Genomic DNA, 22,168 nt, shown 5'->3' on the forward strand with positions numbered 1-22,168 from the left:
AAGACGCTTAGATGGTCAGCGTCCAGTCGTAGTCGACGATCAGCGGCGCGTGCTGCGAGAAGCGCGGCTGGCGCGGCAGGCGTGCGCTGCGCACGAAGCGCCGCAGGCCCGGGGTCAGCAGCTGATAGTCGAAACGCCAGCCGAGGTTGAGCATCTCGGCCTGTTCGTTATCCGGCCACCAGCTGTACTGGTCGCCTTCGCGGCTGACTTCGCGCAGGGCGTCGACATAGCCCATGTTGCCGACAATCTCGTCCATCCAGGCCCGTTCCGGCGCCAGGAACCCCGGGGATTGCTGGCTGTCGCGCCAGTTCTTGATATCCAGCTTCTGTTGCGCCACGTACAGCGAGCCACAATAAATGTACTCGCGACGTTTGCGCCGCTGTTTGTCCAGATAGCGGGCGAAGTCGTCCATAAGCTTGAACTTCTGGTTCAAGTCTTCATCGCCGTTCTGCCCCGAGGGAAGCAGCAAGGTCGCGATGCTGACCTTGTCGAAATCGGCTTGCAGGTAGCGCCCGTAGCGGTCTGCCGTCTCGAAACCGAGACCGCTGATGACAGCCTTCGGTTGCAACCGCGAGTACAGAGCCACGCCACCTTGGGCGGGGACTTCGGCATCGCAGGCATAAAGGAAGTAGCCATCCAGTTGGAAGGCTGGGTCGTCCAGTTCAAAGGCGGAGGCGCGGGTGTCCTGCAGGCAGATGACGTCGGCATTCTGTGCTTGCAGCCAACTGAGCAAACCACGCTCGACTGCGGCCTGAATACCATTGACGTTCACACTGATGATCCGCATAAATGGCCCCAAAAATCACGTGCGTGTATGATACCCCAAGGTCTACCTAATTAGCTAAATCCGTGGTATTTGGGGCTTTTTTCATGCAGGCGTATCAACGCGATTTCATTCGTTTCGCCATCGATCGCGGGGTTTTGCGCTTCGGTGAGTTCACCCTGAAGTCCGGGCGTACCAGCCCTTACTTCTTCAATGCCGGCCTGTTCAACAGCGGTTCGGCCCTGGCCCAACTGGGTCGTTTCTATGCGGCGGCGATCGTCGAGAGCGGCATTCCGTTCGACGTGCTGTTCGGCCCGGCCTACAAGGGCATCCCCCTGGCGGCGGCCACCGCCGTGGCCCTGGCCGAACATCACGGGCTCGATCTGCCCTGGTGCTTCAACCGCAAGGAAGCCAAGGCCCACGGCGAAGGCGGCAGCCTGGTCGGCGCGCCGTTGGCCGGTGATGTGCTGATCATCGACGACGTGATCACCGCCGGGACCGCGATCCGCGAGGTGATGCAGATCATCCAGGCCCAGGGCGCCAAGCCTGCCGGCGTGCTTATCGCGCTCAACCGCCAGGAGCGCGGCAATGGCGAGCTGTCGGCGATCCAGGAAGTCGAGCGTGACTTCGCGATTCCGGTGGTCAGCATCGTGTCCCTGACCCAGGTCCTGCAGTTCCTGGCCGATGATGAGCAGCTCAAGCAGCATCTGCCTGCGGTCGAGGCTTATCGCGCGCAATACGGGATCTGATTCCCCTTGCGCCGCGGGTATCGGTGGTTGCCCCTGATGCTCTGCGTGTCCTTTGCCGTGCAGGCCGAGGACACGTCCGGCGCGCTGCTGTATCGCTATGTCGACAGCAAGGGCGTCACGGTGCTCGACCGCCAGGTGCCCCCGGAGTACGCGGGCAAGGGCTATCAGGTCCTGAACGCGCGTGGTCGGGTGCTGCAGACGGTCGCCCCGGCTCCGACGGCCGAGGAGCTTGCCCGTCTGCAGGCGCAGAAAGTCCAGGATGATGCCAATGCGCAGCTGTTGCAGCGCTATTCCAGCGTCCATGAGGTCGACAAGGCCCAGGCGCGCAAGCTCGCCGAACTGGACGTGATGATCGCGAGCATCCAGACCAATCTTCAAGCCTTGCTGGCGCAGCAGGTCAGCCTGCAAGGCCAGGCGGCGGAGCAGGAGCGGGCGGGGCACGAGGTGTCGCCGCAGCTGTTGGGGCAGCTCGCGGGGCTGCGTGACGAGCAGGCGCGGATGAGGGTGGATATTGCCAAGTACCAGGCGGCACGGGTCCAGGCGCAGCAGGATTTTGCGGCGGATCGGGCGCGGGTGGAGCAGTTGACGCGCTGATCCCGATCCAAGGTCGGCGCAGTCCCTGTGGGAGCCGGCTTGCTGGCGATTCAGGCGACCTGGTGTATCAGGTACACCGCGTTATCGTTCATCGCCAGCAAGCCGGCTCCCACAGGCTTCTACTTGATCAGTGACGCTTGCGGTTGCTGATCAGGGTGCCCATGCCGGTATCGGTGAAGATCTCCAGCAGCACCGCGTTCGGCACGCGACCGTCGATGATCAACGAGCTGCCGACGCCACCCTGTACCGCTTCCAGTGCGCAGCGAATCTTCGGCAGCATGCCGCCGTAGATGGTGCCGTCGGCGATCAGGTCGTCCACCTGGGCCGTGCTCAGGCCGGTCAGGACCTTGCCTTCCTTGTCCATCAGGCCGGCAATGTTGGTCAGCAGCATCAGCTTCTCGGCCTTCAGGGCCTCGGCGATCTTGCCCGCTACCAGGTCGGCGTTGATGTTGTAGGACTCGCCGTTGGCACCGACGCCAATCGGCGCGATCACCGGGATGAAATCACCCTTGACCAGCAGGTTCAGCAGGTCGGTGTTGATGCCGACCACTTCGCCCACCTGGCCGATGTCGATGATTTCCGGCTGGGTCATTTCCGGGGTCTGGCGGGTCACGGTGAGCTTTTTCGCCCGGATCAGCTCGGCATCCTTGCCGGTCAGGCCGATGGCGCTGCCGCCGTGACGGTTGATCAGGTTGACGATGCTCTTGTTCACCTGCCCGCCAAGGACCATTTCCACCACGTCCATGGTCTGGGCGTCGGTCACGCGCATGCCGTCGATGAAGTGGCTCTCGATGGAAAGACGCTTGAGCAGGTCACCGATCTGCGGACCACCACCGTGGACCACCACCGGGTTGATCCCCACCGCTTTCATCAACACGATGTCGCGGGCAAAACCGGTTTTCAGCTCTTCGCTTTCCATGGCGTTGCCGCCGTACTTGATTACCAGCGTCTTGCCGACGTAGCGGCGGATGTAAGGCAACGCTTCGGAAAGAACCTTGGCGGTATTGGCAGCGGCATCGCGTTCGAGGGTCATTCAGGGCTCCGGTGGAACAAGTGGTCGGATGGTGCAAAGACTACGCTTTTACACCGTCCAAAGGTCAGAACGGTAGTGGGAGATCAGGGGCAACACGTTTCAATTGGCTGTGGAACACGTCCTTGATGCGCTGCAATTCGGCGTCTGTGTCGGCTTCGAAGCGCAGGACCAGCACCGGTGTGGTGTTGGAGGCGCGTACCAGGCCCCAGCCGTGGGGGTAGTCGACCCGCACACCGTCGATGGTGGTCAGGTTGGCGTCGCCCCAGTCGGCATCGCTTTGCAGTGCATCAATGATGCTGAATTTGCTCTCATCGGTCACATTGATATTGATTTCCGGCGTGGAAATATCGTTCGGGAAGGTCGCGAACAGCTCTTCGGCGCTGGATTTCTCCTGGCTGAGGATCTCCAGCAGGCGCGCGGCGCTGTAGAGGCCATCGTCGAAACCGAACCAGCGCTCCTTGAAGAAGATGTGACCGCTCATTTCGCCGGCGAGCAGGGCACCGCTTTCCTTCATCTTTTTCTTGATCAGCGAGTGGCCGGTTTTCCACATCACCGGACGACCGCCGTATTCGCGGATCAGGGGCGTCAGGCGACGGGTGCACTTGACGTCGAAAATGATATCCGCGCCCGGGTTGCGTGCCACTACATCCTTGGTGAACAGCATCAGCAGGCGGTCGGGGTAGACGATGCTGCCGGTGTTGGTCACCACGCCCACGCGGTCGCCGTCGCCATCGAAAGCCAGGCCCAGGTCGGCATGGCTTTCCTTGACCTTGGCGATCAGGTCCGCCAGGTTCTCGGGCTTGCCCGGGTCCGGGTGGTGGTTGGGGAAGTGGCCGTCGACTTCTTCGAACAGCGAGATGACTTCGCAGCCCAGGGCTTCGATCAGCTTGGGTGCGATGACCCCGGCGGCGCCGTTGCCGCAGTCGACCACGACCTTGAGTTTCCTCGCCAGCACGATGTCGTTGCGGATCTGCTCGAAGTAGCGGCCGAGGATGTCGACCTTCTCGATGCTGCCCTTGCCGCTGCTCAGGTCGTGGGTCTTGAGGCGGGTGTGCAGGGCCTGGATCTGCTCGTTGGCCAGGGTGTCGCCGGCGATGACGATCTTGAAGCCGTTGTAGTTCGGCGGGTTGTGACTGCCTGTGAGCATGACCCCGGACTTGCCGGCCAGCACGTGGGTGGCGTAGTACAGCGCCGGGGTCGGCACCAGGCCGACATCGCTGACATGGCAGCCGCTGTCGTGCAGGCCCTGGATCAACCGCTGGACCAGCTCCGGTCCGGACAGGCGACCGTCACGGCCGACCGAAACATTCGGTTCGCCCTGGGCCAGGCTCTGCGCGCCGACGGCGCGACCGACCCAGTAGGCGGTTTCGCCGTTCAGGGTCTCCGGGACCGTGCCACGGATATCGTAGGCGCGGAAGATGCTGTCAGGGAATGTCGGGATGACCGGGGCACTGCTGTTCATGGCGTGGTGGGGCTCCGTTCCCAGGAAATCCTGGTGTTCGTCGAGAATGTCGATATCGAGAATATCTGTGTCCTGGAACAGCGGATCAGTCCAGACGGCACCTGGGGTGACGGGCTGGATCGGCGCTGGGGCGTTGCGGGTGGCAAGGCCCGGATCAATGCCGGCGGGGGCAGGAGAGGGCTCGGGGTGACCGTTGCGCAGGGAAAAGCGCGCCAGTTCCTGAGCCAGTCCATTGAGCGCCGGCAGGCTCAAGCTGAAGGCTTTGACGGCTTTCCCGCCGGAGAGTTCGTGAAACAGTTGCTCCAGTTGTCGGGCATCGCTATCGAGACGGTTCTGCAGGCGTTTGTGGGTCAGGCAGATGCCCAGCAGGACGCTGCCCAGTGCGAGCAAGGCGGCCAGTACCGTCAACACGTAGGCCTTCAGGGGATAGGAAAGCTCGAGCAGGGGGCCGGGGTTGAACTTCAATACCCAGTTGGGGTTGCTGGTGCCGAAGGTATAGCTCTCGTCCGCTGTCGCCGTTCCGCGCTGGTCCAGCACTTGTTCCGGGCTGCCGAGGACGCTCTGCATCAGACGCAGTTGGCCAGTCTCCGGGTGCCATGAGCCCAGGGGCTGGAGCAGTCGTTGCAGGTCGAAGACCAGCAGCAATGTGCCGCCACTTTGTGTGCCCGAGGGGGGCTTGAGCGAGGCCACGCTATAGACCAGCCAGCGTTGACCGATCTTGTAGGCTTCCGGGGGCGGCTTGGTGCCTCTCTCGGCCCGGGTGATCAGGTCCAGCGCCGAGAAGTTCAGCGGAGCCGCGCGGTCGTTGCTCGGTTGGGCCTGGCCAGGCAGGTACAGTTGGGCGTCCACCAGACCGTTGACGAAGCGCAGGCCGGCTTCCGCGGCCTTTACCTGCTCAGCGTTCTGGCTTTGCAGGACCTTGAGCAACGAGGGATCGAGGGCTGCGGCCTCGGTCTGTGCGATAAGGTCGGTGGTTGCCTGGCTCAGGCCCGCGGCCGCCACGGCGCCGGGCATTTGCGTCAGGTTCGTGCGCAGTGTCTGGTTCCAGGGGCCGACCACGCCAAACCACAGGAGCGCGGCGGCCAGGGCCAATCCACCCAAGGCAATCCGCAATCCCGGTAACAAGGGTTTGGCAGCGCTGCCTGGAGGTGCGTGGCCGTTGCTTTCATGAGCGTCCACGGTCGTTGCACTGCGCTTGAAGCCTTTCAAATACTGCCTCCGCGAGATTCATCCTGAAATTCAACGCGCACCGTTCAGGCCGGGCCTGGACCAGCTTAGGTCAATGGCTGCCCGAGTGCCCGAAACCGCCGGCACCGCGCTGGCTTTCGTCGAAGGCCTCGACCACCTCGAAGTGCGCCTGGACCACCGGCACCAGCACCAGCTGGGCGATGCGCTCGCCGACGGCGATGTTGAAGGCGGTCTGGCCACGGTTCCAGCAGGAAACCATCAGTTCGCCCTGGTAGTCGGAGTCGATCAGGCCCACCAGGTTACCCAGCACGATACCGTGTTTGTGGCCCAGGCCGGAGCGCGGCAGGATCAGCGCGGCGAGGCCCGGATCGCCGATGTACACCGACAGGCCGGTGGGGATCAGCAAGGTCTGGCCCGGCTCCAGTACGGTGTCCTGCTTGAGCATGGCGCGCAGGTCGAGGCCGGCGGAGCCGGGCGTGGCGTACTGGGGCAGCGGGAATTCGCCGCCGATGCGTGGGTCGAGGATCTTGGCTTGCAAAGCGTGCATGAAAATTAAACCTGGTTCAGTCGTTCGGCGATAAAGGAAACCAGCTGGCGGGCAATCTTGCCCTTGCTGGTCTGGGCGAAGAGCGTCGCGTGGAGCTCGCGGTCGATCACGCTGCAGGCGTTTTCCTCGCTGTTGAAGCCAATGCTGGGGTTGGCCACGTCATTGGCGACGATCAGGTCGAGGTTCTTGTCCTTGAGCTTGCGTGCGGCGTAGTCGAGCAGATGTTCGGTTTCGGCGGCGAAGCCGACACTGAACGGACGGTCGGGGCGGCCGGCAATGGTGGCCAGGATGTCCGGGTTACGCACCATCTGTAGCAGCAGGCCGTCGCCGTTCGTAGGGTCTTTCTTGAGTTTTTGCGGGGCAACGACTTCCGGGCGGTAGTCCGCGACCGCGGCCGAGGCGATAAACAGGTCGCAGGGCATGGCGGCTTCGCAGGCGGCGAGCATGTCGCGGGCGCTGACCACGTCGATGCGGGTCACCCGGTCCGGGGTCGGCAGGTGCACCGGACCGGTGATCAGGGTGACGCGGGCGCCGGCTTCGACGGCGGCTTCGGCCAGGGCGAAGCCCATTTTTCCGGAGCTGTGGTTGGTGATGTAGCGCACCGGGTCGATGTTTTCCTGGGTCGGGCCGGCGGTGATCAGCACGTGCTTGCCGGTCAGGGCCAGGTGCTGGAAGCAATCGGCGGCGCAGTGCGCCAGGTCCGTGGCTTCGAGCATGCGGCCCAGGCCGACGTCGCCGCAGGCCTGGCTGCCGGAGGCCGGGCCGAAGACTTTCAGGCCGCGGCTTTGCAGCAATTGGGTGTTGGCCTGGGTGGCCGGGTCGCGCCACATGGCCTGGTTCATGGCCGGGGCGATGGCCACGGTGGCGTCGGTGGCGAGCACCAGGGTGGTCAGCAGGTCGTCGGCGATACCCTGGGCCAGGCGGGCGATGAGGTCGGCGGTGGCCGGGGCGATCAGCACCAGGTCGGCCCATTTCGCCAGCTCGATATGGCCCATGGCGGCTTCGGCGGCCGGGTCGAGCAGGTCCAGGTGCACCGGGTGCCCGGACAGCGCCTGCATGGTCAGCGGAGTGATGAACTCGCTGCCGCCACGGGTCATGACCACGCGCACTTCGGCGCCCTGGTCGAGGAGTCGGCGAACCAGCTCGGCGCTCTTGTAGGCGGCAATGCCGCCGCCGACGCCGAGAACGATGCGTTTCCGATACAGCCGCTGCATAGGCCTGCCTTTTAGTCCGGTGATGGCTACCCCCGACGACGCCTCCCCAGGCCGGATCAGGGGTGAAAATGATGGGCTAAGATAACACAGCGACCGCCAGGGAACAGCGGCGCCAAAGGGACAGGGAGGTGCAATGAGTATTCGTGACTGGCCGGCGGCGGAACGGCCGCGGGAGAAGCTGCTGGAGCAGGGGGCGGCGAGTCTTTCCGACGCCGAGTTGCTGGCGATCTTTCTGCGCACCGGCGTCTGCGGCAAGAGCGCGGTGGACCTGGCCCGGCATTTGTTGAGCCGGTTCGGCAGCCTGCGCAAGCTGCTGGAGTCCGACCAGCAGACCTTCGGTCGCCAGTTGGGCCTGGGGCCGGCCAAGTTCGCGCAATTGCAGGCGGTGCTGGAGATGGCCCGCCGTCATCTGGCCGAGCGTCTGCGGCGCGACTCGGTGCTGGAAAGCCCGCGGGCCGTGCGCGATTACCTCAAGGCGATGCTGCGACACGAGCCCCATGAGGTGTTCGCCTGCCTGTTTCTCGACAGCAAGCACCGGGTGTTGGCGTTCGAGCCGCTGTTTCACGGCAGTATCGACAACACCAGCGTCTATCCGCGGCAGGTGGTCAAGCGGGCGCTGGCGCACAATGCGGCGGCGTTGATCCTCTGCCACAACCACCCTTCGGGGGTCGCCGAGCCCAGTCAGGCGGATCATGTGCTGACCAAGCGCCTCAAGGCGGCGCTGGAGTTCGTCGATGTGCGGGTGCTCGATCACTTTATCGTCGGCGAGGGGGAGCCGTTGTCGATGATGGAGCGTGGCTGGTTGTAGCGGGATCGGCCCAACACCAGGAGCCGGCTTGCCGGCGATGAGGCCCTCAAGACTTGCGTCGACATTGAGGACGCCATCGCCGGCAAGCCGGCTCCTACAGAAGCGGTGTCGATCAATGCCTCATCAACGCTTGATGCTGACCCTGGAGAAATCCTGTCGCCCGAACGGACTCACCTCATAGCCCTGGACGTTCTTGCGCAGCAAGGCGAAGGCGGTCGGATGAGCCAGCGGCACCCACAACGCCTGCTGCTGGATCTGCGCCTGGGCCTGTTCGTAGAGCTTGCTGCGTACCCCTTGCTCGCTGGTGGTCTTGCCGGCGCTGATCAGTTTGTCCAGGCCCGCATCGCAGTAACGGGCGAAGTTGGTGCCCGATTTCAGCGCCGCGCAGGAGAATTGCGGGGTCAGGAAGTTGTCCGGGTCGCCGTTGTCACCGGCCCAGCCCATGAACAGCAGGTCATGTTCGCCGGCCTTGGCCCGCCGAATCAGCTCGCCCCATTCGATCACGCGGATCTGTGCCTGGATGCCGACTTCGGCGAGGTCGGCTTGCAGCAATTGGGCGCCGAGACTGGGGTTGGGGTTGAGCAGACTGCCCGACGGGCGCGTCCAGATCGTGGTCTGGAAGCCGTCCTTGAGTCCGGCCTTGACCAGCAGGGCCCTGGCCTTTTCCGGGTCGTGGGCATAGCCGGGCAAGTCCTTGGCATAACTCCAGGTGTTGGGCGGGTACGGGCCGTTGGCGGCCTCGGCGGTCTCTTCGAACACCGCCTTGAGGTAGCTGGTCTTGTCGACGGCCAGGTTGATCGCCTGGCGCACTTCCGGCTTGTCCAGCGGTGGATGCTGGCTGTTGATGGCAACGAACGCGGTCATGAAGGCGTCGGTCCTTTCCACCTTGAGTGTCGGCTCCTTACTGGCGGCAACGACATCCAGAGGTTTGGGCGAGAGGGCGATCTGGCACTCGTTGCGTCGCAACTTTTGCAGGCGGACGTTGGCATCCGGGGTGATGGAGAAGACCAGGCTGTCGACCGCCGGCTTGCCGGCGAAGTAGTCCGGGTTGGCGCTGTAGCGGATCGAGGCGTCTTTCTGGAAACGACCGAACACGAACGGGCCGGTGCCGATGGGCTGGCTGTTGAGTTTTTCCGGCGTGCCCGCGGTCATCAGCTTGTCGGCGTATTCCGCCGAATAGATCGAGGCGAAACCCATGCTCAGGGCGGCGAGGAAGGTCGAGTCGGGGTGATCGAGGGTAAAGCGCACGGTCAGCGGATCGGTGGCCTCGATCCGCTTGATCAGGCTCGGCAGTTGCAGCGACTGGGCGTGGGGAAAGCCGCTCTGGGCAATCTGGTGCCACGGGTTGGCTGGGTCGAGCATGCGTTCGAAGCTGAACCGCACGTCGGCGGCGGTCAGGTCGCGGGTTGGCTTGAAGTAGTCGGTGTGATGGAATTTCACCCCCGGATGCAGCTTGAAGTCGTAGACCAGTCCGTCGTCGGACACCGTCCAGCTGTCGGCGAGGCTGGGGACCAGCTTGCCGCTGGCGGCGTCGAAGTCCACCAGGCGGTTCATCAGCACGTCGGCCGAAGCGTTGGTCGTCGTCAGCGAGTTGTACTGCACCACGTCGAACCCATCGGGGCTGGCTTCGGTGCAAACGTTCAGGGAATCGGCGGCGTGGGCCGGCAGCCCCAGGAAAGGGACGAGCAATAGCGGTAGGGCAGCGAGACGCATATTCAGTATCCTTTGCAGGTCGTTGTCCCATCTGCGAGTGCAGTCTGGAAAAGTCCTACCCTAGTGGTATGGACGGTAATTGACTATCCCGTTTTTACCGGGTTCCTCAGTTTGCCTGCTTCCCCCGATGTTTTCACCGCACGGTTTGGCGGGCCTTTTGGGCCGACGACAGGCATTTGTGCGACGAGCGGCCTTTTATGGCGCAAGCCCGCGTTGCTGGCGTCCTGCACGGCCATTCCCGGTGCGGCGTTGCGGTTTTAATTGCACGGGATGTTGTTGCACCTGAGTCTTTCTGGTATAAAGCAGCGCTCTTTTCTAGGGGCCCGGTTCCTTCGCTTGTAGGTGTAGCCGGTAAGACCCTTAAAGAAACGCGGCGCCTGGCGCCAAATGACTGAGAGATTAAGCGGCCAACCCATGCCGGGTTGGGCATGTGGTTTTAGAGGGCTGAGGCATGTCTAGAGTCTGTCAAGTTACCGGTAAGGGTCCGGTGACTGGGAATAACATTTCCCACGCAAACAACAAAACCCGTCGTCGTTTCCTGCCGAACCTGCAGCATCACCGCTTCTGGGTCGAGTCCGAGAAGCGTTTCGTGCGTCTGCGCGTATCCGCCAAGGGCATGCGTATCATCGACAAGCGCGGCATTGATGTCGTGCTGGCCGAACTCCGTCGCGATGGCAAGGTATAAGGGAGCTAAATCATGCGTGAATTGATTCGTTTGATCTCGAGCGCCGGTACTGGTCATTTCTACACGACTGACAAGAACAAGCGCACTACTCCGGACAAAATCGAGATCAAGAAATATGATCCGGTTGTTCGTAAGCACGTGATCTACAAGGAAGGCAAAATCAAGTAATTGATTTTTTCTTTCGAGAAAAACCCCGACTGGTTCGGGGTTTTTTTTCGCCTTTTTTCGGCCGGCTCCTGCCTGTTGCGTGCCTGATTCCTACATTTTTCCCATTGCGCCTTTCCTAGACTGGGGTGAACACCGAAAGGATGCGGATGTGGAGAGCGCTCATGATGATTGCGAAAATGTGTGGAGTCCTGCTGTTGGTGGTCCTCGCGGCGGGCAGTATTGCGGTTCAGGCCGCGGACCGGGGCAGCACTGAAATCACCGAAAGCACCGAAAATACCGACGCCTATGTGCGGCGCATGGCCGAGGCGACCGTGATGGCCTGGCCGGCGCTGGCGAACCTGTTCGAGACGACCCGGGTGTTTGCCGATGTCCAGTTGCTGGTCAGCGACGGACAGCGGGCGTGGCTGATGAATGCCCGGGGTGGGCATGAGGTCGACATGCAGGCCGTCGGCGCCCTGGGGCTGCCCTTCGAATACCGGCGCTTCGAAAAGATCGAGTGGCAGGGGCGTCCGGCGCTCTTCATGGGCCTGGGGCAGCACTTGCCTGTTGGCGAGGTCCAGCGGCTCAAGCATCCGCAAGCGGTCCCCGAGCTGTTCGACCTGGCCACTCACGAAGCCTTCCATTTCTACGCTGAAGACGACCGGGCCCGCGGCTCGCTGTCGGAGCGCAGCACCCTTTACCCGGCGCTTGTCGAACCGCGCCTGTACCGCAACCGGATCATTCGCCATTTGCTCGCCGCTATCCGGGGTGAGGCCGATGCGTTGGGGCGCGCCAGTTACTGGTACCGGCGTTGGTCGAGCGAGTTCGCCGATGAGGCCGAGCGCATCCGCGATACCGACCGCTCCGAGGGGAGTGCGCGCTATGTGGAGTCGGTCGCGCAGTTGTTGGCGATGGGGCTGGAGCCCCGGAGTCCCGAGTGGGAGGCGCGGCTGTTGAGGCAACTGATCCCGCTGGGGCGTGCCGACTACCTGGCGGTCGATCATGAGAGCTATGCGTTGGGCCTTCTTGCCGGGTACCTGCTCGATCGTCGACGGTTGGACTGGTTGCCCCGCGTTGCACAAGGGGAAACCCCCGTGGGCCTGCTACTGGGGCCGATCGCGCCGATCAGTGATACGCCCGATGAGGCGCTGGGCCAGCGGCTTCGCGAGTCCCTGGCGGGAACCAACCGTCGGGCGGCAGAGGCGGTCGAGCCATTCCTGCAGCGCTTCAAGGATCCGGCAAGCCGACATCTGCTGGTGCCGGGCACGGCGATGAAAGGCAGTTTCGGCAGCGAGCATTCCTTCCGTCTTGCCGGAATACCGGAGATCATCGAAACCGGGGTTGATGCGCTGTTTGCGCTCAAGGATGGGCGAATCGACCTCCGGGAGGCGACGGTGGCGACGCAGCTCAAGGATGCCTGCGGCCGGGAGGCGCTGTATTGGGTGCTCGCCCTGACCGAGGCTGATTTCCGGGGGCATGACCAAGGCCGTCTTCGGGTCAGGCGTGACGGCCTCGATGTGGATATTCCTTATCCGACAAGGGCCGTCGATAGCGAACGGTCCTGGTGCGCCCGGACCTGATCAGGCCTTCTGTTCGAATACCACGTAGATCTTGCGGCAGTGTTCCAGCACTTCCCAGGTGCCCTTGAAGCCCGCCGGAATCACGAAACGATCGCCGGCGCGCAAGGTCTTGGCATTGCCCTCGCCGTCGCGCAGCACCGAGACGCCCTGGACGATTTCGCAGTATTCATGTTCGGTGTAGTTCACCGTCCACTGGCCTGGCGCGCCTTCCCAGACGCCGGCATTCATCTGCCCGCAGGGGCTGGCGTAGTGGTTGTGGATCGTCTGCTCGGGGTCGCCCTTGAGCACTTTCTCCGGTGCCGGACGAAAGCGTTCCGGCGCGGTGCCGGCGTCGCTGAAATCGACGATGTCCTGGATGTTCATGCTGCTCTTCCTCTGCGGTGACGGACCAGTGATCGGGAGCATCGAGTCTATGTTTATTAAAATGAACATGGCAACGGCGTTTTACCACCTTATTGTCAAATATATTGAAACTTCAGGTGCCGCTGGTTTAGGGTGGTGGGTGCCATGGGTTCAGATCGGGGCCCATCGGGCAGAATTTCGGAGGGTGCTGGCGCAAGCGCGCGCGGCTCCCGTATTTCATAAGAGGAGGACACTCGAATGACCACCCTGACTCGTGCTGACTGGGAACAACGCGCCCGTGAGCTGAAGATTGAAGGCCGTGCCTACATCAATGGTGAATACACTGCCGCGGTGTCGAGCGAGACGTTCGAGTGCATCAGCCCGGTCGATGGCCGCCTGCTGACCCGCGTGGCCAGCTGTGATGTGGCTGACGCCCAGCGTGCCGTGGAAAGTGCTCGCGCGACGTTCAATTCCGGTGTCTGGTCGCGCCTGGCCCCGGCCAAGCGCAAGGCCGCGATGATTCGTTTTGCCGCGTTGCTGAAGGTCAATGCCGAGGAGCTGGCCCTGCTGGAAACCCTCGACATGGGCAAGCCGATCAGCGACTCCCTGCACATCGACGTTCCCGGCGCGGCCCAGGCCCTGAGCTGGAGCGGCGAGGCCATCGACAAGATCTATGACGAAGTGGCCGCCACCCCGCACGATCAGTTGGGCCTGGTGACCCGTGAGCCGGTGGGCGTGGTGGCGGCCATCGTGCCGTGGAACTTCCCCTTGTTGATGGCCTGCTGGAAGCTGGGCCCGGCGCTGTCCACGGGTAACTCGGTGATTCTCAAGCCCTCGGAGAAATCCCCGCTGACCGCTATCCGCATCGCCGCCCTGGCCGTTGAAGCCGGCATTCCGGCCGGTGTGCTGAACGTGCTGCCCGGTTACGGTCATACCGTCGGCAAGGCCCTGGCCCTGCACATGGATGTCGACACCCTGGTGTTCACCGGCTCGACCCGGATCGCCAAGCAACTGATGGTCTATTCCGGCGAGTCCAACATGAAGCGCGTCTGGCTCGAAGCCGGCGGCAAGAGCCCGAACATCGTCTTTGCCGACGCTCCGGACCTGCAGGCCGCCGCCGAATCCGCGGCCAGCGCCATTGCCTTCAACCAGGGCGAAGTCTGCACCGCCGGTTCGCGCCTGCTGGTGGAGCGTTCGATCAAGGACCGTTTCCTGCCGTTGGTGATCGAAGCGCTGAAAGCCTGGAAGCCGGGCAACCCGCTGGACCCGGACACCAATGTCGGTGCCCTGGTGGATACCCAGCAGATGAACACCGTGCTGTCGTACATCGAGTCGGGTCATGCCGATGGCGCCAAGCTGGTGGTCGGTGGCAAGCGTACCCTTGAGGAAACCGGTGGGACCTACGTCGAGCCGACCATTTTCGACGGGGTGAGCAATGCGATGAAGATTGCCCGGGAAGAAATCTTCGGGCCGGTGTTGTCGGTGATTGCCTTCGACAGCGTGGAAGAGGCGATCAACATTGCCAACGACACGCCGTACGGCCTGGCGGCGGCGGTCTGGACCGCGAACATCTCCAAGGCGCACCTGACCGCCAAGGCCCTGCGCGCCGGCAGCGTGTGGGTGAACCAGTACGATGGCGGCGACATGACCGCGCCGTTCGGTGGCTTCAAGCAGTCGGGTAACGGCCGTGACAAGTCGCTGCATGCGTTCGACAAGTACACCGAGCTGAAGGCGACCTGGATCAAGCTGTAAGGTGGGATTTAGGGTGTGGTGAGCGGGCAAGCCCGCTCGCCACAATTGCTATCGGGTCATTCAGATCACACAGCCGGACTCTCCGCCAGGAAGTCCGGCTGTGTTGTCTTGAACTGAAATTATCCACAGGAGCGTGGAACATGCGTTGGGCGACTTATTTCGCCGTGCTGGCTTCGGTACTCAGTGTCGGGCTGGCACTGGGCGTGAGCATGCCATTGGTGTCCCTGCGGTTGGAAAGCTGGGGCTATGGCGCCTTCGCCATTGGCGTGATGGCGGCGATGCCGGCCATCGGTGTCTTGCTGGGAGCCAGTATCTCCAGTCACCTGGCGGCGCGTTTTGGCACCGCCAGGCTCATGGCCCTCTGCTTGTGGGCCGGAGCCTTGTCCATCGGGTTGCTGGCGCTGCTGCCCAGCTATCCGGTGTGGCTGGTGCTGCGCCTGATGATTGGCGTGATCCTGACGATTGTCTTCATTCTCGGCGAAAGCTGGATCAACCAGCTGGTGGTCGAGCAGTGGCGCGGACGCCTGGTGGCCCTGTATGGCAGTACTTATGCGTTGAGCCAACTGTCCGGTCCGTTGCTGTTGGCCGCCGTGGGTACCGAGGGCGATTACGGTTTCTGGATCGGCGTGGGGTTGTTGGTGGCCGCGCCATTCCTGTTGCTGGGGCGTAGTGGTGCGCCCACTTCGGAGTCCAGTCGTGTCACCCTGATGGACCTGCTAGGTTTCTGTCGGAGTTTGCCGGCTATTGCCTGGGCTATTTCGCTGTTTGCCGCCTTCGAGGCGATGATTCTGACGTTGTTGCCGGTTTACTGCCTGCGCCAGGGCTTTACGGCGGATATTGCCTTGGCGATGGTCAGCACCGTGGTGGTGGGTGACGCCTTGTTGCAGTTGCCGATTGGTGCCCTGGCCGACCGCGTTTCCCGGCGCGCGCTGTTCATCGGTTGTGCCCTGGCCCTGATGCTGTCGAGCCTGGCGGTGCCCCTGTTGATCGATACCTTGCTGATCTGGCCGTTGTGGGTGCTGTTCGGCGCCAGCGCGGGCGGGTTGTTCACCTTGTCGTTGATCCTGATCGGCGAGCGTTATCGCGACGATGCGCTGGTGCGGGCCAATGCCCATGTGGCGCAGTTGTGGGGCGTTGGCTGCCTGATCGGGCCGTTGGTGGCGGGGGCCGGCAGCCAGTGGATCAGCGGGCAGGCCTTGCCGTTGTTCATGGCGGCTGGAGCATTGGGCCTGCTGGTGTTGCTGTTACACCAGGGGGCCTTCGGCGCGGCACAGCCGACCGGCTGATCGCGAACCTTCAGAGCATGCGCTCCAGCCCGATGTGGTTGGCGAACCAGGCGTTGAACCGGCGCCACCAGTTGCCCGGCTCCTGGTTCAGTTCGTGGAGCTGCCCGTGGTCCTCGGTGACCCAGGCAATCTCTCCCTGCTCCAGGCGCGGTTGGTAGCTCAGGGCCGGGGTCATGCCGCGCAAGGCCAGGGCCCGAGCGTGCTCCGCCAGCTCCGGGCTGTCCACCAGGACACCGACTTCGGTGTTCCACAAGACCGAGCGTGGGTCAAAGTTGAACGAGCCGATAAAGGATTTCTGCCGGTCGAAAATCATCGCCTTGCTGTGCAGGCTGGAGTCCGAGCCCTTGTAGGTCGCGCTGTGAAACAGGTGCGGCCCGCTGCCTCCACGGTCCCCAGGCTGGCGCCGCAGTTCGAAGAGTTTCACGCCGTGCTCCAGCAAGGCCTTGCGGTAGGGCGCATAACCGCCGTGCACGGCCGGTACGTCGGTGGCTTCCAGCGAGTTGGTCAACAGGCTGATGGAGACCCCCGCGTCGGCGCGCCCAGTCAGGTAGACCAGCCCCGGCTGACCAGGCACGAAGTAGGCGGAAATCATCATCAGTTCGGTATGAACGTTGGTCAGTTCCGGCGCCAGTTGAGTGGTCAGCAGCAGGCGTGGATCCGGCTCTTCCCTGGCCAGGACCTTGCTCGGCGCGTCCCACAGCGCCTGGTTCCAGGCCCAGATCAGCTCGCGGCGCCAGGTGTCCATGTGTGGCTCGCTCTTGTAGGCCCGCAGTTTCAGGTACAGGGCGGTATTGTGCTGGCGATAGCTGCCCAGCGAGTCCTTGAGCCGCTGCCGGGCATCGGCCAGTTCCGCCGCTGAAGGCGTGTCGGTGAGGAAATCACCGATGGGCACGCTCAGGGCGCTGTTCCAGTACTGGTCGAAGCTGTGCCCGAGCTGTTCGGCCACGGGGCCGAAGCCGAGCAGGTCGATGTCGGTGAAGTTCAGGTCCGGCTGGGCGCCGAAATATTCGTCCCCCAGGTTGCGGCCGCCGACGATGGCCGCGCTGTTGTCGGCCAGCCACAATTTGTTGTGCATCCGTCGATGTTGCTGCGACAGGTTGAACAAGCGCCCCAGGGCGCGGGTGGCGCCGGTGCTGCGGCCCAGGTTCAGCGGGTTGAACAGGCGGATCTGGATATTCGGATGCGCGGCCAGCGTGGCGATGACCGAGTCGAGCCCGTCGCTGGCGGTATCGTCCAGCAGGATGCGCACGCGCACGCCGCGATCGGCGGCCTGGAGCAGTTCATCCACCAGCATGCGGGTGCTCAGGCCGTCATGGACGATGTAGTACTGCAGGTCCAGGCTGACCTGGGCATTGCGGATCAGCTCGGCCCTGGCCCTGAACGCCTCGCTGCCGTTGGGCAGCAGGCGAAAGCCCGAGCGTCCCTGCCAGGGCGCGGCCTGGGCCTGGATCGAACGGCCGAAGGTCGACTCGCTCGCCGCCATGGCCTGGCTGGGGAAACGTGGAGCATCCAGGGATGCGCATCCGCTTAACAGCAGGGCAATGAGCAGCAAGCAGGCTTTCAACGGTCAGCGTCCCGGGTCAAGGCAGGTGTCGGCATCCGGACGCTGTCCGGCGGGTAAAGGTCAATCGATACTGCTCTCGTTTTGTGCCAGTAATGTGATCGCGGCCGCGCCGACTTTGCGTACGGCCTCTTCGATCAGCGGCGTTGGCTTGGCAGCGTAGTTCATCCGCAGGCAATTGCGGTATTTGCCCGAGGCCGAAAAGATACTGCCCACCGCTATCTGTACGCCCTGGTCCCGCAGCGCCCGGTTCAGGCGCAGGGCATCGAAACCTTCGGGCAGTTCGACCCAGAGCATGAAGCTGCCCTGGGGGCGACTGGCCCGGGTGCCGGCGGGAAAATAACGGCTGATCCAGTCGATCATCAAGTCGCGATTGCGCTGGTACTGGCTGCGCATGCGCCGCAGATGCGGCTCGAAGTGGCCGTTTTTCAGGAAGTCGGCGATGGCCAACTGCGGCTGCGGCGCCGTGGAGCCGGTGCTGATGTACTTCATGTGCAGCACCCGCTCGAGGTAGCGCCCGGGGGCGACCCAGCCGATGCGCAGGCCGGGGGCGAGGGTCTTGGAGAAGGAACTGCAGAGCAGGACCCGGCCATCTTCATCGAAGGACTTGATGGTGCGCGGACGGGGGTAGGTGTAGGCCAGCTCGCCATACACATCGTCCTCGATAATGGCCACGTCGAAGCGCTGTGCCAGGGTCAGCAGGGCACGCTTGCGCGACTCCGGCATGATATAGCCCAGCGGGTTGTTGCAATTGGGCGTCAACTGTATGGCCTTGATCGGCCACTGTTCCAGGGCCAGTTCCAGGGCGTCGAGGCTGATGCCGGTGATCGGGTCGGTGGGGATTTCCAGGGCCTTCATGCCCAGTCCCTTGAGGGTCTGCATGGCGCCGTGGAAGCTGGGGGAGTCCACCGCGACGATGTCCCCCGGCTCGCAGATGGAGCGGATGCTGGTGGACAGGGCCTCGTGGCAGCCGGTGGTGATGACCAGGTCGTTGGGGCCGAGTTGGCAGCCGGAGTCGAGCAGCAGTCGCGCCACTTGCTCGCGCAGCCCGAAGTTGCCGTGGATATTGTCGTAGGACAGGCCGCGCATGTCCTGGCGGCGGCTGATCTGCGCCAGGCTGCGCAGCAGCGGTTTCAGGGTCGGGCTGTCGAGGTCCGGCATGCCGCGGCCCAACTGTACGGTGTCTTCACGGGGGACGGACCGGATCAGCTCCAGTACCTGCTCCCACTGCGAAATGTCCACGGGGCGTTGCGCGGGACGCCCGACCACCGGCAACGCCGGCAGTTCGCGGCCGACAGGCACGAAATAGCCCGACTTGGGTTTCGGTTGGGCCAGCCCACTGTCCTCCAGGACCCGGTAGGCCTGCTGCACCGTGCTCAGGCTGACACCATGTTCCACACTCAACGCCCGTACAGAGGGCAGGCGATCGCCAGGGCGATAGAAGCCTTGTTCTATACGGGTTCCAAGCAGTTCGGCTAGGTTGACGTAGAGGGTCATGGCGCAGTTCTCGGGCAGGGTGGAAAGCGTTGGCCGGTACAGATAGGGTGAAAATACAGGATTCAGTCGTGCTTTGGCGAGTTCTGTATGGAATTAATAAAAATTGATTGAATCTGTAATGGTTTTGGCCGTTCGCCCATCCTGTGTACCTATGGCAATCGAGTAACAAAGGAGCACAGGTAATGAACGGTTTAAGCGATGTGCGTCTGGTTTTGCGCAGTCAGGAACTGGTGATCGAACAGGAACGGGCAATCACGGCGTTTTCCGCCCGTCGCTGCACGCCGGCCTTCGGTCTCATGGGTCTGTTCTGGCACCGCCTGCGCACCCGCAAGGCCTTGCTTGAACTCACGTCCGAGGAGCTGCGAGATATCGGCATGAGCCCGGAGCAGGCGCGGGAAGAAGGTTTGAAACCGTTCTGGCGGTCCTAGCCGCGCATCTGTAGGAGCTAGCTTGCTGGCGATGAATGTCGCCACACCGCGATCATACTGATGCCCCGCGTTAGCGTTGACGACCATCGCCAGCAAGCTGGCTCCTACAGTGGGGCTGCGGTGTGTTCAAGGTTCGGTCTTTTCAGGCAGAATCCATGCTCATTCTTCTTTCCGGTCGTCGTTCGATGAGTTGCAACAGTCAGAAAATCCGCTTTCTGCGTCAGCAAATTCCGTCTTTCGAATGCGTGCCGGGCTGTCACGACTGCTGCGGGCCGGTGACCACCTCCTCCGAGGAGATGGCCCGCCTGCCGCGCAAGACCGCCGCCGAGCAGGAAGCAGCGCTGAACGAGCTCAATTGCGTACACCTGGGGCCGAACGGTTGCACGGTGTACGACGAGCGTCCGCTGATCTGCCGCTTGTTCGGCACGACGCCGACGCTGCCTTGTCCCAATGGCCGACGCCCGGTGGAACTGATTCATCCACGGATCGAACGGCAGGTGCACGAATACATCGCGAGCACCCGGCAAGTGCTCGTCTAGATTCAATCCGGAATCGGCAGGTTCAGGCTCTCTTTCACTTCCTCCATCACGATGTAGCTCTTGGACTCCCGCACATGGGGCAGCTTGAGCAGGATGTCGCCGAGCAGTTTGCGGTAGGAGGCCATCTCGGAAATCCGCGCCTTGACCAGGTAGTCGAAATCCCCCGACACCAGGTGGCATTCCAGCACATGGGGCAGCTTCAGCACCGCGCGGCGGAACTCTTCGAAGGTATCACCCGACTTGTAGTCGAGGCTGATCTCGACGAACACCAGCAGGCTGCCCTTGAGGTGTTGCGGGTTCAACCGGGCGTTGTAGCCCATGATGATGCCTTCGCGCTCCAGCCGGCGGACCCGTTCGGTACAGGGTGTGGTGGACAGGCCGACCTTTTCCCCAAGCTCGGTGAACGAGATGCGCCCGTCGGCCTGCAGGATGCGCAGGATGTTGCGGTCGATCTTGTCCAGCTCGCGCTTGGTCTGATGGTTGGTTCTCATTAGGGAATGCCCCTCCGTCAAAAGCGATAGTGCCGAGAATTCTCGCCAAATATAGGCACTTATATAGTGAAAAGCACTGGCTATTGTTTTTTACACTGCGCGCATCCTGGTTTGAACACTAAACACCGGCGTCTGGCGCGGATCGAGAGGTAGACACATGCGAGTTCTGGTATTGGGTAGCGGCGTCATTGGTACCACCAGTGCTTATTATCTGGCCCGGGCCGGTTTCGAAGTGGTGGTGGTCGACCGTCAGCCGGCCGCCGCCATGGAGACCAGCTTTGCCAACGCCGGCCAGGTCTCGCCCGGCTATGCCTCGCCCTGGGCCGCGCCAGGTGTGCCGCTCAAGGCGATCAAGTGGTTGCTGCAACGCCACGCACCGCTGGCGATCAAGGCCACCGCCGATGTCGACCAGTACCTGTGGATGGCGCAGATGCTGCGCAACTGCACCGCCAGCCGCTATGCCGTGAACAAGGAGCGCATGGTCCGCCTGTCCGAGTACAGCCGTGACTGCCTCGACGAGCTGCGCGCCGAAACCGGGATTGCCTACGAAGGCCGCAGCCTGGGCACCACCCAGCTGTTCCGCACCCAGGCGCAACTCGATGGCGCCGCGAAGGACATCGCCGTGCTCGAGGAGTCCGGCGTGCCTTACGAATTGCTCGACCGCGCCGGCATCGCCCGGGTCGAGCCGGCCCTGGCCAGTGTCACCGATATCCTCGCCGGTGCCCTGCGCCTGCCGAACGACCAGACCGGCGACTGCCAGATGTTCACCACCCGCCTGGCCGAAATGGCCGTCAAGCTGGGTGTGGAGTTCCGCTTCGGCCAGGACATTCAACGGATCGACCATGCGGGCGACCGCATCAACGGCGTGTGGATCGACGGCAAGCTGGAAACCGCCGACCGCTACGTGCTGGCGCTGGGCAGCTATTCGCCGCAGTTGCTCAAGCCGCTGGGGATCAAGGCACCGGTCTACCCGCTCAAGGGCTACTCGCTGACCGTGCCGATCACCAACCCGGCCATGGCCCCGACTTCGACGATTCTCGATGAAACCTTCAAGGTCGCGATCACCCGTTTCGACAACCGTATCCGCGTCGGCGGCATGGCGGAAATCGCCGGTTTTGACCTGTCGCTGAATCCGAAAAGACGCGAAACGCTGGAGATGATCGTCGGCGATCTTTATCCTCAGGGCGGAGACCTCGAACAAGCCAGCTTCTGGACCGGTTTGCGTCCGACCACACCTGACGGCACGCCGATCGTGGGGGCTACTTCTTTCCGCAATCTGTTCCTGAACACCGGCCACGGTACGCTTGGCTGGACCATGGCGTGTGGTTCAGGTCGCCTGCTGGCTGACCTGATGGCGAAGAAAAAGCCGCAGATCAGTGCCGAAGGTCTCGATATTTCCCGCTACGGCAAAACGCCCCAGGAGACTGCAAAACATGTCAATCCAGCGCCAGCTCACCAATGAGCGCATGAGCCAGATCGTCGTGCATAACGGCACCGTGTATCTGGCAGGGCAGGTCGGTGACGACCTGAGCGCCGGGATTGAAACCCAGACCCGGGAAACCCTCGCCAATATCGAGCGTTTGCTGGACCTGGCGGGCACCGACAAGAGCCGGCTGCTGTCGGTGACGATTTACCTGAAAGACATCGATGCCGACTTCGCCGGCATGAATGCGGTATGGGACAAGTGGCTGCCCAAAGGCGTCGCGCCGGCCCGTGCCACAGTCGAAGCCAAGCTGTGCGAGCCGGAAATCCTGGTCGAGCTGTCGGTCGTGGCCGCTCTGCCTTAAGT

Annotated in this window: 22 protein-coding genes; 12 read left to right on the forward strand and 10 right to left on the reverse strand. The window is 63.0% G+C overall.

Annotated elements, in window-relative coordinates; all coding sequences use genetic code 11:
• Nucleotides 1–7 precede the first annotated feature (7 nt).
• The gene (locus tag NUH87_RS17970; protein ID WP_003176915.1) at nt 8–787 is read right to left on the reverse strand and encodes an exodeoxyribonuclease III; all 780 of its coding nucleotides are present in this window, start codon (nt 785–787) and stop codon (nt 8–10) included.
• 83 nt (nt 788–870) lie between these two features.
• On the opposite strand from NUH87_RS17970, the gene pyrE reads away from it, so the two are divergent.
• Nucleotides 871–1,512, forward strand: a complete 642-nt coding sequence (gene pyrE, locus NUH87_RS17975) for an orotate phosphoribosyltransferase (RefSeq protein ID WP_338522104.1) — start codon at nt 871–873, stop codon at nt 1,510–1,512.
• A gap of 36 nt (nt 1,513–1,548) precedes the next feature.
• On the forward strand, nt 1,549–2,106 hold the full coding sequence (locus NUH87_RS17980; RefSeq protein WP_338522105.1) for a DUF4124 domain-containing protein: 558 nt from the start codon (nt 1,549–1,551) through the stop codon (nt 2,104–2,106).
• Between the two features lie 127 nt (nt 2,107–2,233).
• On the opposite strand, the gene argB is transcribed toward NUH87_RS17980, so the two are convergent.
• The 4 genes from argB to coaBC form a co-directional block, all read right to left on the reverse strand.
• Entirely contained in the window at nt 2,234–3,139 is a 906-nt protein-coding gene (argB, locus tag NUH87_RS17985) for an acetylglutamate kinase (protein ID WP_040071704.1), read from the reverse strand.
• Between the two features lie 64 nt (nt 3,140–3,203).
• The gene (locus NUH87_RS17990; protein WP_338526855.1) at nt 3,204–4,601 is read right to left on the reverse strand and encodes a phosphomannomutase/phosphoglucomutase; all 1,398 of its coding nucleotides are present in this window, start codon (nt 4,599–4,601) and stop codon (nt 3,204–3,206) included.
• 1,279 nt (nt 4,602–5,880) lie between these two features.
• Nucleotides 5,881–6,336 carry a dUTP diphosphatase gene (gene dut, locus NUH87_RS17995; RefSeq protein ID WP_040071702.1) on the reverse strand — a complete coding sequence of 152 codons (456 nt, stop codon included), beginning with the start codon at nt 6,334–6,336 and terminating at the stop codon, nt 5,881–5,883.
• 5 nt (nt 6,337–6,341) lie between these two features.
• Nucleotides 6,342–7,550 (reverse strand): bifunctional phosphopantothenoylcysteine decarboxylase/phosphopantothenate--cysteine ligase CoaBC, encoded by a 1,209-nt coding sequence (coaBC, locus tag NUH87_RS18000; RefSeq protein WP_338522106.1) that lies wholly within the window; start codon nt 7,548–7,550, stop codon nt 6,342–6,344.
• A gap of 133 nt (nt 7,551–7,683) precedes the next feature.
• Between coaBC and radC the strand changes: the two genes are divergently transcribed.
• Nucleotides 7,684–8,358, forward strand: coding sequence for a RadC family protein (gene radC / locus NUH87_RS18005; RefSeq protein ID WP_040071700.1), 675 nt, complete (start codon nt 7,684–7,686; stop codon nt 8,356–8,358).
• A gap of 123 nt (nt 8,359–8,481) precedes the next feature.
• Here radC and NUH87_RS18010 read toward each other — a convergent pair whose 3' ends face one another.
• Nucleotides 8,482–10,071: an ABC transporter substrate-binding protein gene (locus NUH87_RS18010; protein ID WP_338522108.1), complete on the reverse strand. Its 1,590-nt coding sequence runs from the start codon at nt 10,069–10,071 to the stop codon at nt 8,482–8,484.
• 451 nt (nt 10,072–10,522) lie between these two features.
• Between NUH87_RS18010 and rpmB the strand changes: the two genes are divergently transcribed.
• The 3 genes from rpmB (at nt 10,523) to NUH87_RS18025 (ending at nt 12,483) form a co-directional block, all read left to right on the forward strand.
• Nucleotides 10,523–10,756: a 50S ribosomal protein L28 gene (gene rpmB, locus NUH87_RS18015; protein WP_007921114.1), complete on the forward strand. Its 234-nt coding sequence runs from the start codon at nt 10,523–10,525 to the stop codon at nt 10,754–10,756.
• A 12-nt stretch (nt 10,757–10,768) separates the two neighbouring features.
• Nucleotides 10,769–10,924, forward strand: coding sequence for a 50S ribosomal protein L33 (rpmG, locus tag NUH87_RS18020; RefSeq protein WP_003177274.1), 156 nt, complete (start codon nt 10,769–10,771; stop codon nt 10,922–10,924).
• A 161-nt stretch (nt 10,925–11,085) separates the two neighbouring features.
• Nucleotides 11,086–12,483, forward strand: a complete 1,398-nt coding sequence (locus NUH87_RS18025; RefSeq protein WP_338522110.1) for a hypothetical protein — start codon at nt 11,086–11,088, stop codon at nt 12,481–12,483.
• On the opposite strand, the gene NUH87_RS18030 is transcribed toward NUH87_RS18025, so the two are convergent.
• Complete coding sequence (locus NUH87_RS18030) at nt 12,484–12,846, reverse strand: cupin domain-containing protein (RefSeq protein ID WP_338522111.1); 363 nt, start codon at nt 12,844–12,846, stop codon at nt 12,484–12,486.
• Nucleotides 12,847–13,083: 237 nt separating this feature from the next.
• Between NUH87_RS18030 and NUH87_RS18035 the strand changes: the two genes are divergently transcribed.
• Nucleotides 13,084–14,577, forward strand: coding sequence for an aldehyde dehydrogenase (locus NUH87_RS18035; RefSeq protein ID WP_040071695.1), 1,494 nt, complete (start codon nt 13,084–13,086; stop codon nt 14,575–14,577).
• Between the two features lie 140 nt (nt 14,578–14,717).
• The gene (locus NUH87_RS18040) at nt 14,718–15,863 is read left to right on the forward strand and encodes an MFS transporter (RefSeq protein WP_338522113.1); all 1,146 of its coding nucleotides are present in this window, start codon (nt 14,718–14,720) and stop codon (nt 15,861–15,863) included.
• A gap of 10 nt (nt 15,864–15,873) precedes the next feature.
• Here NUH87_RS18040 and NUH87_RS18045 read toward each other — a convergent pair whose 3' ends face one another.
• Nucleotides 15,874–17,427: a phospholipase D family protein gene (locus NUH87_RS18045; RefSeq protein WP_338522115.1), complete on the reverse strand. Its 1,554-nt coding sequence runs from the start codon at nt 17,425–17,427 to the stop codon at nt 15,874–15,876.
• 60 nt (nt 17,428–17,487) lie between these two features.
• Complete coding sequence (locus NUH87_RS18050) at nt 17,488–18,921, reverse strand: PLP-dependent aminotransferase family protein (protein ID WP_338522116.1); 1,434 nt, start codon at nt 18,919–18,921, stop codon at nt 17,488–17,490.
• A 182-nt stretch (nt 18,922–19,103) separates the two neighbouring features.
• On the opposite strand from NUH87_RS18050, the gene NUH87_RS18055 reads away from it, so the two are divergent.
• Nucleotides 19,104–19,349 carry a DUF1127 domain-containing protein gene (locus tag NUH87_RS18055; RefSeq protein ID WP_338522117.1) on the forward strand — a complete coding sequence of 82 codons (246 nt, stop codon included), beginning with the start codon at nt 19,104–19,106 and terminating at the stop codon, nt 19,347–19,349.
• 185 nt (nt 19,350–19,534) lie between these two features.
• On the forward strand, nt 19,535–19,888 hold the full coding sequence (locus tag NUH87_RS18060) for a YkgJ family cysteine cluster protein (RefSeq protein ID WP_040071692.1): 354 nt from the start codon (nt 19,535–19,537) through the stop codon (nt 19,886–19,888).
• A gap of 2 nt (nt 19,889–19,890) precedes the next feature.
• Here NUH87_RS18060 and NUH87_RS18065 read toward each other — a convergent pair whose 3' ends face one another.
• Nucleotides 19,891–20,379, reverse strand: a complete 489-nt coding sequence (locus NUH87_RS18065) for an Lrp/AsnC ligand binding domain-containing protein (protein WP_017125528.1) — start codon at nt 20,377–20,379, stop codon at nt 19,891–19,893.
• Between the two features lie 157 nt (nt 20,380–20,536).
• Between NUH87_RS18065 and dadA the strand changes: the two genes are divergently transcribed.
• Together dadA and NUH87_RS18075 are read left to right on the forward strand one after the other, a co-directional pair.
• Nucleotides 20,537–21,841, forward strand: coding sequence for a D-amino acid dehydrogenase (gene dadA, locus NUH87_RS18070; protein ID WP_338522118.1), 1,305 nt, complete (start codon nt 20,537–20,539; stop codon nt 21,839–21,841).
• Complete coding sequence (locus NUH87_RS18075; protein WP_040071690.1) at nt 21,813–22,166, forward strand: RidA family protein; 354 nt, start codon at nt 21,813–21,815, stop codon at nt 22,164–22,166. Before dadA ends, NUH87_RS18075 begins: the two co-directional genes overlap by 29 nt.
• Nucleotides 22,167–22,168 lie beyond the last annotated feature (2 nt).

The organism is Pseudomonas batumici (assembly GCF_036585405.1).
Lineage (GTDB): Bacteria > Pseudomonadota > Gammaproteobacteria > Pseudomonadales > Pseudomonadaceae > Aquipseudomonas > Aquipseudomonas batumici.